General features: G+C 72.1%; 8 protein-coding genes. 7 read left to right on the plus strand and 1 reads right to left on the minus strand.

Annotated elements, in window-relative coordinates:
* The 4 genes from E1200_RS28750 to E1200_RS28765 all read left to right on the plus strand — a co-directional run.
* Window positions 1-1,117, plus strand: a 1,117-nt coding sequence (locus E1200_RS28750; RefSeq protein ID WP_131955216.1) for an LCP family protein, incomplete at its 5' end; no start/stop codon positions are given.
* Window positions 1,118-1,179: 62 nt separating this feature from the next.
* Window positions 1,180-2,100 carry a proline dehydrogenase family protein gene (locus tag E1200_RS28755; protein ID WP_131955217.1) on the plus strand — a complete coding sequence of 307 codons (921 nt, stop codon included), beginning with the start codon at window positions 1,180-1,182 and terminating at the stop codon, window positions 2,098-2,100.
* 69 nt (window positions 2,101-2,169) lie between these two features.
* Window positions 2,170-2,964: a pyrroline-5-carboxylate reductase gene (gene proC, locus E1200_RS28760; protein WP_131955218.1), complete on the plus strand. Its 795-nt coding sequence runs from the start codon at window positions 2,170-2,172 to the stop codon at window positions 2,962-2,964.
* A gap of 61 nt (window positions 2,965-3,025) precedes the next feature.
* Entirely contained in the window at window positions 3,026-3,460 is a 435-nt protein-coding gene (locus E1200_RS28765; protein ID WP_207933597.1) for a hypothetical protein, read from the plus strand.
* Between the two features lie 10 nt (window positions 3,461-3,470).
* On the opposite strand, the gene E1200_RS28770 is transcribed toward E1200_RS28765, so the two are convergent.
* A complete protein-coding gene (locus E1200_RS28770) occupies window positions 3,471-4,475 on the minus strand; it encodes an alpha/beta hydrolase (protein WP_131955219.1) in 1,005 nt (334 codons plus the stop codon).
* Window positions 4,476-4,630: 155 nt separating this feature from the next.
* Between E1200_RS28770 and E1200_RS28775 the strand changes: the two genes are divergently transcribed.
* The 3 genes from E1200_RS28775 (at window position 4,631) to E1200_RS28785 (ending at window position 7,276) form a co-directional block, all read left to right on the plus strand.
* Window positions 4,631-5,845: an acetoin utilization protein AcuC gene (locus E1200_RS28775; RefSeq protein WP_131955220.1), complete on the plus strand. Its 1,215-nt coding sequence runs from the start codon at window positions 4,631-4,633 to the stop codon at window positions 5,843-5,845.
* A complete protein-coding gene (locus E1200_RS28780; RefSeq protein ID WP_131955221.1) occupies window positions 5,842-6,720 on the plus strand; it encodes a phosphatase in 879 nt (292 codons plus the stop codon). Before E1200_RS28775 ends, E1200_RS28780 begins: the two co-directional genes overlap by 4 nt.
* Window positions 6,721-7,072: 352 nt before the next feature.
* Window positions 7,073-7,276, plus strand: a complete 204-nt coding sequence (locus E1200_RS28785) for a helix-turn-helix domain-containing protein (protein ID WP_131877351.1) — start codon at window positions 7,073-7,075, stop codon at window positions 7,274-7,276.
* Window positions 7,277-7,646 lie beyond the last annotated feature (370 nt).

Consider the following 7,646-nt stretch of genomic DNA (forward strand, 5'->3'; position numbering starts at 1 on the left):
TGCGGGCGGTGGGACGCCGGGCGGCGGAGCAGCGGGCGGGCCGGGGCCGAAGGACGAGCCGGAGAACGCGTTCTGGGGCGGGTCGGACGGTGCCGGGCCGGTCGGGCGCAAGCGGCGGTGGCCGCGGGTCCTGATCGCGATCGGCGTGTTCGCCGCGCTGGTCGTCGCGGGCATCGGCGGGCTGGTGTGGCAGCGGCAGTCGTCCTACAACGGCAACATCGACCGCATCGAAGGCGTCATGCCGGAGAAGGGCGCCGCCCGGCCGGGGCCGAACGTCGAGGGCACCGAGAACTGGCTGCTCGTCGGGTCGGACTCCCGGGAGCAGAACACCACCGGCGCGGGCAACCGGACGTGGAAGCCCGGCCAGCAGCGCACCGACACGATCATGCTGCTGCACCTGCCGGCGGACCGGAAGAAGGCGTACGTCATCTCGTTCCCGCGCGACGCGTGGGTGGAGGTGCCCGGGTACGGCAACCAGAAGATCAACGCGGCGTTCTCCTACGGCGGGCCGAAACTGCTGATCGAGACCGTCGAGCACCTCACCGGCATCCGGATCGACCATTACGGCGCCATCGACTTCGAGGGGTTCAAGTCGATGACGGACGCGCTCGGCGGCGTCACCGTCAACATCAAGGAGACGGTCTACGACCCGGCGCGCAAGAAGCAGTGGACGGCGGGCAAGCAGCGGCTCGACGGCGAGGAGGCGCTGCTGTTCGTCCGGCAGCGGTACAACCTGCCGAACGGCGACTTCGACCGGATCAAGCGGCAGCAGGCGTTTCTCGGCGCGCTCGCCAAGCAGGCCGCCGACCGCGGGACGCTCACCAACCCGCTGAAGCTCGACCGGTTCCTGTCCGCGCTCACCAAGTCGATCAGCGTGGACGAGGGCGTGTCGGCGGGCGACCTCCGCTCGCTCGCGCTGAGCATGCGCAACGTCCGGGCGTCGGACGTGATGTTCATGACGACGCCGCACCGGGGCACCGGCAGCCGCGCGAGGCAGAGCGTGGTGTTCTTGGACCCGGTCAAGGCGCGGGCGCTGTTCAACGCCGTGAAGAGCGCCCACATGGCCGAGTACGTCAGCCAGAACGGCGGGGGCCGCGGGCTCGGCAGCGTCTCGTGATCATTCGCCTGGGACGGGCATAACCTGGTCGGAGTCGACAGGTCCACCGAGGGGTTCGCACAGTGCTTCGTCAGGCGTTGCTCGTCGCGTCGCGCAGTGACGGCGTGCGCAGGGTCGTGGAGACCGCGCCGTTCAGCGCGGACGTGGTCCGCAGGTTCATCGCCGGGGACACCATCGACGACGCGGCGCGCGTCACCGGTGAGCTGACCGGTGAGGGGCTGCTCGTCACCCTGGACGTCCTGGGTGAGGACACCCACGGCAAGGGGCGGGCCGAAGAGAACGTCCAGCACTACATCGGGCTTCTGGAGCGGCTCGGTGCCGCCGGGCTCGGGACGCGTGCCGAGGTGTCGGTGAAGCTGTCCGCCATGGGGCAGACGTTCGACGAGGACCTCGCCCTGGGCAACGCGCGCCGGATCTGCGAGGCCGCGCGTTCCGCCGGGACGACGGTCACGCTCGACATGGAAGAGCACACGACCGTCGACTCGACCCTGAGGATCGTCCACGAACTGCGGCGCGACTTCACGGATGTGGGGGTCGTCATCCAGTCGTACCTGCGCCGGGCAGAGGAGCACTGCGCGGAACTCGCCTACGAGGGGTCGCGCGTCAGGCTGTGCAAGGGCGCCTACGCCGCTCCCTCGGCGGTGGCCTTCACCGACAAGGAAGGCGTCGACAAGTCGTTCGTGCGGTGCATGAAGGTGCTGATGGCAGGCAGGGGCTACCCGATGCTCGCCACGCACGACCCGCGGCTCATCGAGATCGCGGGCGCGCTGGCCCTGCTGCACGACCGGGACGCGGACTCCTTCGAGTACCAGATGCTCTACGGGATCCGCCCGCAGGAGCAGCGGCGGCTCGCGGCGCAGGGCGCGCAGGTCCGGGTGTACGTCGCGTACGGGCGGGAGTGGTACCCGTACTTCATGCGCCGCCTCGCGGAGCGGCCCGCGAACCTGCGGTTCTTCATGCGCTCCCTGGCCGGGCGGTCCTGACCCCGCCCCGCACCCGTGCCCGCCGATAGGCTGGACCGGTCCTCAGGAACCCCACGTCAAGGTGTATCGATGATCGCGATTCTGGGTGCCGGGAAGATGGGCGAGGCGCTGCTGTCCGGGGTCCTCCGGGCCGGCCGCCGCCCGGCCGAGCTGATGGCCACCGTGCGCCGGGAGGAGCGCGGCGCGCTGCTGCGCGAGCGGTACGGCATCGAGATCGTGCCGAACGTCGAGGCCGCCGCCCGCGCCGAGACGCTGATCCTCGCGGTCAAGCCGCAGGACATGGGCGTCCTGCTGGACGAGGTCGGCCCGAAGGCCCCGCCCGGCCGGCTGGTGATCTCGATGGCGGCGGGGATCACGACCGGGTTCATCCAGGAGCGGCTGCCGGAGGGCGTGCCCGTCGTCCGCGTGATGTCGAACACGCCCGTCCTCGTGGACCAGGCGATGAGCGTGATCTCGCCCGGGTCGCACGCGGGCGAGGAGCACCTCAAGCTGGCCGAGGAGCTGCTCGCGCCGGTCGGGAAGGTGCTGCGCATCCCCGAGTCGCTCCAGGACGGCGCGACCGCCCTGTCGGGCAGCGGCCCGGCGTACTTCTACTTCCTGGTCGAGGCGATGGTCGACGCGGGCATCCTGCTCGGCATGCCGCGCGCCGCCGCGCTGGAGATGGTGGTGCAGTCGGCCGTGGGCGCCGCCGTCATGCTCCGCGACTCCGGCGAGCACCCGGTGCTGCTGCGCGAGGCCGTCACGTCCCCCGGCGGGACGACGATCTCGGCGATCCGCGAGCTGGAGCGGCACGGCGTCCGCGCGGCCGTGCTGGAGGCGATCGAGGCCGCCCGCAACCGGGGCCGCGAGCTGGCCGGCGGCTGACCCCCGGAAAAGTTCATCTTTGAACATTGATCCGATCGGGGCGCCGTTCCGTGGTTAGGGCATGGGACTCATACTGCGCCTGCTCGTAGCCGCCGGACTGGCCGTCGACGCCTATGTGCACTGGGTGTTCGCGCCCGACATGGAGTTCGTGCGCGGCGGGGCCATCGGCGGTGACGTGCTGTTCCGCGTCCAGGCCGCGGTCGCCGCCGCGGTCGCGGTTCTGATCCTCGTCCGCGCCTCCCGCTGGGTGTACGCGCTGGCCTTCGTCGTCGCCGCCAGCGCGGTCGGCGCGCTCGTCCTCTACTACTACGTCGACGTGGGCCCGCTCGGTCCGCTGCCCGACATGTACGAGCCGGTCTGGTACGCGGAGAAGACGCTCAGCCTGGTCGGGGAGGGCGTGGCCGCGCTCGCCGCCCTGGCCGGCTTCTTCCTCACCGGCCGCGAGCGGCGCGCGGACGACGGGGTTCCGGCCCCCGAGCCCGCCTGCCGCAGCTGATCAGGCGTTTTCAGGCGGCCGCGTCGGACGGGGCGGCGGACCGTTCCGCGGCGGCGGGCGCCGTCACGGAGCGGATGAAGCGGGCCGTGTCGCCCATCGCGGCGGCGGCCTCCGGCAGGACGCGGTTCAGCATCTGGAAGACGTGCATCTGGCCCTTCCAGACCTGCAGCTCGCAGTCCGCGCCCGCGCCGGTCAGGGCCTCCGCCAGGGCCTCGGCCTCCGGGCGCAGGACCTCGTCGCCGCCGACCTGGATGAGCACGGGCGGGACGTCCGTCCACGCGCAGGTGAGCAGGGCCAGCCGCGGGTCGTCGAATCCGGCCGGCCCCACCACGAGGCGGGCGACCCGCTGCGCCGAGACGGCGCTGATGTACGGGTCGCGGGCCCCGTGCTGCGCGCGGAGGGAGAGTTCGCAGGTCAGGTCGACCCACGGGGAGAACAGGACGAGCCCGGCCGGGCCCGGGAGCCCCTGCCGGCAGATCTCGCCCGCGAGCGCCGTCGCGAGGTGCCCGCCGGCCGAGTCGCCCGCGAGGACGATCCCGGACGCCGGAACGCCGCGCGCCAGGAGCCAGCGGTAGGCGGCGACGGCGTCCTCCAGCGGCGCGGGGAACGGGTGCTCCGGCGCGAGGCGGTACCGCGGGGCGAGGACGGGCAGCCCGGTGTCGAGGGCGAGCCGCGCCGTGATCTGCCGGTGCGTGCGCGGCGAGCAGACCACGTAGCCGCCGCCGTGCAGGTAGAGGACGGCGCCCTGCGCGGCACTTCCCGCGCCGCCCTGTACGTCGCGGGAGACGACCCACTCGCCGGTGATGGCACGCTCGTCCCGACCGGTCTCCAGCTGCGGGTCGTTCAGCGGCAGCACGCGGACGCGGGAGTCGGGCGGGATGAGCAGTGCCGCGGCGTCCACGGTCGAGCGGGCGGTGCGGATGCCGCCGGGATGGCCGGGGATGCGGTGCATGATCGGGCGTACGCCCAGGCGGAGCACGTTGCTGATCGCGCGGCTGCGTACGCTCGGGTCCATCTGCGTTCCGTTCGTAAGTAAATACTGTCTTATCGGTATGCCCGTTTTCGGTGTGTAACTCACGTCACAGCTTCGTCGCGGTCGCGGCCTCCGTTTCGGGTTCCGCCGCGACGGCTGTGAGCCGGGCCACGTGACCGAGGCGATACCGTGAGGTCATGAGCAGTGCCGCGCCCTCCCCGTCCTCGGCTCCCGAGAACTGCGGGCTCGAGGTCTTCTGGGACGAACGGCTCGTCTCCTACGACTTCGGCCCCGGACACCCCATGAACCCCGTGCGCGTCGAGCTGACGATGGCGCTCGCGCGCGAGCTCGGCGTCCTGGACCGGCCCAACGTGCGCGTTTCGCCGTTCGAGGCCGCCGGCGACAAGCTGCTCCGGCTCGTCCACGAGGAGCACTACATCGCGGCCGTGAAGCACGCGGGCGCCACCGGGATCCCCGAGGAGCGGTTCGGGATCGGGACCGCCGACAACCCCGTCTTCATCGGCATGCACGACGCGTCGGCACTGGTCGCGGGCGCGTCCGTCGCGGCGGCCGAGGCGGTGTGGACCGGCGGCGCCGAGCACGCCGTGAACATCTCCGGCGGGCTGCACCACGCGCTCCGCGGGGCCGCCAGCGGGTTCTGCGTCTACAACGACCCGGCCATCGCGATCGCGTGGCTGCTGGAGCGCGGCGCCGCGCGCGTCGCCTACGTCGACATCGACGTCCACCACGGCGACGGCGTCCAGGCCGCCTTCTACGACGACCCGCGCGTCCTGACGATCAGCATCCACGAGACGCCGCGGACGCTGTTCCCGGGCACCGGCTTCCCGGACGAGACGGGCGCCGAGGGCACGTCCGTCAACATCTCGCTGCCGCCCGGCACCGGCGACCGGCCGTGGCTGCGCGCGTTCGACGCGATCGTTCCGCCGCTGCTGCGCCGCTTCCGCCCCGAGGTCCTGGTGACCCAGCACGGCGCCGACGGGCACGCGCTCGACCCGCTGGCGCACCTCACGCTCAGCGTGGACGGCCAGCGCACCGCCTACCACCTGCTGCACAAGCTCGCGCACGAGACCGCGGGCGGCCGGTGGATCGCCACCGGGGGCGGCGGCTACGAGCTGGTCCAGGTCGTGCCGCGCGCCTGGACGCACCTGCTGGCCGAGGCCGCCGGCGGGCCCATCCCGCCGGACACCCCGACGCCGGAGGAATGGCGCGCGTTCGCCCGCGAGCGGACCGACGAGATCGCCCCGCGCCGGATGACGGACGGGACGGACGTGGTGGAGGTCAGTACGTGGGCGAGCGGCATCGACCCGGCGAGCCCCGTCGACCAGGCGGTGCTGGCGACCCGCCGGGCGGTCTTCCCCGAGCACGGCCTCGACCCGATGACGGACGTATGACCGCCGCCGGAACCCCGCCGGCCGCCGGGCCGAAGCCGGCGCCGACGCGGGACGAGCTGCGCGCCCACCTCGTCCGGACGATGATCGCCGGCGACGTGGCGACGCCGCGCCAGAACAACCTGCTGCACTACCGGCGGATGGCCGCGGGCCACCCGTACTACCAGTTCGGGCTCGAGCTGAAGCCGTCGTGGACGGAGCGGTCCGTGCTGGAGATGATGGTCGAGCGCTGCGGGGTGAACCCCGACCCCCGGCACATCTACGGCGACGACACCATCGACCCCGACATCACGCTCGACACGCTGGAGGCGATGGGCGAGCGCATCGGCGCCGCCGCGCGCCGCCGGGAGAACGTGGTCGTCGCGACGGGCCACCCTGCGACGCTGACGCCGCTGTACCAGGCGGTCGCGCGGGCGCTGGCGGCCGCGGGTTGCCGGGTGCTGACGCCCGCGGCGGGCTGGGAGTACGAGATCGAGGTCGGCTACGGCGGCCTCGACATGCGCCGCCTCGTCTACGCCGAGCCGGGGGTGGCGATGCTGGAGGGCGACGACCGGCGGACGCACCACACCCACGACCCGGACCCGATGGAGGCCATGCTCCGGGAGCTGTCCGATAGCGCTTCCGGAGGGTCTCCGGAAGCTAAACCTGATTTTTGGCCGGATCTGGCCATCGCCGATCACGGCTGGGCGGGAGCCGCCGGCCAGGCGGGCATCGACACCGTCGGGTTCGCGGACTGTAACGATCCGGCGCTGTTCGCGGGCGCCGCCGAAGGCAAGATCGAGGTCGTCGTCCCGCTCGACGACGGCATCGCCCCGCACCACTACACGCCGCTGACCGCGTACATCCTTGATCACGCGGGTCTCGACCCGGCCTCCTGACCCGGCCGGCGCGTGCCGGTGACCAGGTATCGCGCCCGCTGTGGATGTCACTCCGTGTGACAGCGCAGCCGTAACGGGACGGATGGGCTTGCGCGACGCCACCGGGAGCGGCGGAACCGCAGGTCAGCGCGGGGTTTCGGTGGACAACCGATCGTCTGCCACGCAATGTGCCGCCATGTCCACGCTACGTGTGGAATCAGCACTGTGTCTCCTGGGTCAGGTCGGGAGACGCAAATGTGCGGAACTCCCCTCTTGCGACTGCCGATACGCGATTTACGCTGGAGGAAGTACACGTGCGTGATCAAAGTCACCCAAAGGGCCGGTGCGCGTCACGTGTGGAAGAGGGCGTCCGATGACCTCAGGCGAGCGACCTCTGAGCGAGGTCAGGTTCCTGACCGTGGCCGAAGTGGCCTCGGTGATGCGGGTGTCCAAGATGACCGTCTACCGCCTCGTCCACTCCGGCGAGCTGCCCGCGATCCGCGTGGGCCGCTCGTTCCGGGTCCCCGAGCAGGCCGTCCACGACTACCTGCGCGACGCGTACATCGAAGCCGGATAACGGGTAGGGGCGGGGCATGAGCCATGACCCCGCCGGATACTCCGCACCCGGCCGTGCAGGGGGCATCGGGACGCGCCGCAAGGCACGTCCCGAAGCTGGGGATGCAGGACGAGGGCCAGAAGGTCCGGACACAGTGTTGTTCCAGGGGGAGCGACCCCCTGGAACCCCCGTTGCGCACGGCGAACCGTTTCCCGATCCGCTGACGCGTCTCGTGAATCGGCCCGCCGTGCGTCGGGTCGTGCGACCTCCGGGCGCAGAGCGCCCTCCGGCCGCACGACCCGTGAGGTGAGTATGCATTCGCGTGACCTCGTGGGCCGGACCGTCCCTCGACCGCTCGACTCGTGGAGGCCGGTCGTGCGGGGGCTTCCGG

Origin of the sequence: Actinomadura sp. GC306, from assembly GCF_004348665.1 — a bacterium.
Classification (GTDB): domain Bacteria; phylum Actinomycetota; class Actinomycetes; order Streptosporangiales; family Streptosporangiaceae; genus Spirillospora.

Bases quoted from the DNA above. Each gene is read 5' to 3' on its own strand.
- E1200_RS28785 (WP_131877351.1), top strand. From the start codon at position 7,073: ATGACCTCAGGCGAGCGACCTCTGAGCGAGGTCAGGTTCCTGACCGTG.
- E1200_RS28770 (WP_131955219.1), bottom strand. From the start codon at position 4,475: ATGGACCCGAGCGTACGCAGCCGCGCGATCAGCAACGTGCTCCGCCTG.
- E1200_RS28765 (WP_207933597.1), top strand. From the start codon at position 3,026: ATGGGACTCATACTGCGCCTGCTCGTAGCCGCCGGACTGGCCGTCGAC.
- E1200_RS28780 (WP_131955221.1), top strand. From the start codon at position 5,842: ATGACCGCCGCCGGAACCCCGCCGGCCGCCGGGCCGAAGCCGGCGCCG.
- E1200_RS28775 (WP_131955220.1), top strand. From the start codon at position 4,631: ATGAGCAGTGCCGCGCCCTCCCCGTCCTCGGCTCCCGAGAACTGCGGG.
- proC (WP_131955218.1), top strand. From the start codon at position 2,170: ATGATCGCGATTCTGGGTGCCGGGAAGATGGGCGAGGCGCTGCTGTCC.